General features: G+C 38.6%; 3 protein-coding genes. All 3 read right to left on the reverse strand.

Annotated features, from left to right (window positions below):
- Window positions 1-510 (reverse strand): IS66 family transposase zinc-finger binding domain-containing protein (locus HMPREF9088_RS11110; RefSeq protein ID WP_007209354.1); only part of this gene is annotated, 510 nt, incomplete at its 3' end.
- Window positions 511-611: 101 nt separating this feature from the next.
- Entirely contained in the window at window positions 612-965 is a 354-nt protein-coding gene (gene tnpB, locus HMPREF9088_RS11115; RefSeq protein ID WP_007209355.1) for an IS66 family insertion sequence element accessory protein TnpB, read from the reverse strand.
- Window positions 955-1,149 (reverse strand): hypothetical protein, encoded by a 195-nt coding sequence (locus HMPREF9088_RS11120; RefSeq protein WP_007209356.1) that lies wholly within the window; start codon window positions 1,147-1,149, stop codon window positions 955-957. The genes tnpB and HMPREF9088_RS11120 overlap by 11 nt, the downstream gene beginning before the upstream one ends.
- Window positions 1,150-1,230 lie beyond the last annotated feature (81 nt).

The raw sequence follows: 1,230 nt of genomic DNA on the forward strand, positions 1-1,230 counted from the left end.
AGCTGATTTTTTAAAAGAAGAAATTCCATTTCTTTCACATTTTTGACAACTGTAAGTATGTTGATAATGCACAAGAGCGTCTAACATAGCTTGATGGAATCGGATTTCTTCGCGCACTTTCGTGCGCCCGATATCTTTCATTTGTGAACCACAGTGTTCGCAACACTGCTCTTCCAATGGTAGGACATGTTCTAGACTCGTTTTGGGTAAATGCTTCAGTTTATCGGCCTTTGTGCCCAACACCCGTTGATGTCCTTTTACCGTTATAGATGAAGGAACATCCTCTGAGACCACTTCAAAGGCGGTTTCTTGGTTAAATAAATTAAGCTGTCCATTGTCATCGACGGGAAGAGTTTCTTTGGAACGACCAAATAATTTGTTGGTTAGATAATTGATTTTTTCATTTAACAGTTGGATTTCGGTTGTTAGATTTTGAATGGTTTGCTGCTGTACCTGATTCGTTTTATTCGAATCTTGAAGTAATTTAAGCAGTACATCTTGATTTTCCAAAATTTCTTCCTCCTTCCAACAGGATTAATCTGGGTCTAAAATACCACAAAAAATGTAAAAAAAATAGAGGCTTAACACAAGTAATTGTGTGAAACCTCTATTTAAAAGCTGCCTTTTTTGCCTGGTGAAATGGCCTTGGGTTGATCTACACTCAGACCTTCCAGCAACCAGCGTACCTGCTGATTCGTTAGGGTTCGAATTTCTTCTTTCTTTCTTGGCCATTTTAATCGACCATTGTCGATTCGTTTATAACAAAGAAGGAAACCATCACCATCCCAATGGAGAAGCTTAAAGCGGTCTTGCCGATTTCCGCAAAATAGGAAGACGGCATCTTCATACAAGTCCAGTTGATAATCTTGTTGGATGAGGCTAGCTAAGCCGTCAATGCCTTTCCGTAAATCCGTTTTCCCACATACAATGTAGATATGCTTGGTGTGAAGAAAATCATAAAACATCAGTAAACAGCTCTTTCAGGACCGCTTGCAGAATATAGTTGTTAATACCATTGTAAATCAATACTTCTGATCCGTTTTCCTTCTTAATTCGTAGGGCCAATTTGGTGGTGAGTGGCTTTATTTTTTCTGGCGAAGAATTTTCAGGAGCAAGTTGAACAGGAACAATTTCATTTAACTTATACATAAAGACCTCCAAACTTCTTGATGACTCAAGTATAGTTGGAGGTCATTTTATTTGAAAGGTACTGTGCTATGGGGCGCTTAC

It is taken from the genome of Enterococcus italicus DSM 15952 (assembly GCF_000185365.1).
Taxonomy (GTDB): domain Bacteria; phylum Bacillota; class Bacilli; order Lactobacillales; family Enterococcaceae; genus Enterococcus_G; species Enterococcus_G italicus.

Bases quoted from the DNA above. Each gene is read 5' to 3' on its own strand.
- tnpB (WP_007209355.1), bottom strand. From the start codon at position 965: ATGTTTTATGATTTTCTTCACACCAAGCATATCTACATTGTATGTGGG.
- HMPREF9088_RS11120 (WP_007209356.1), bottom strand. From the start codon at position 1,149: ATGTATAAGTTAAATGAAATTGTTCCTGTTCAACTTGCTCCTGAAAAT.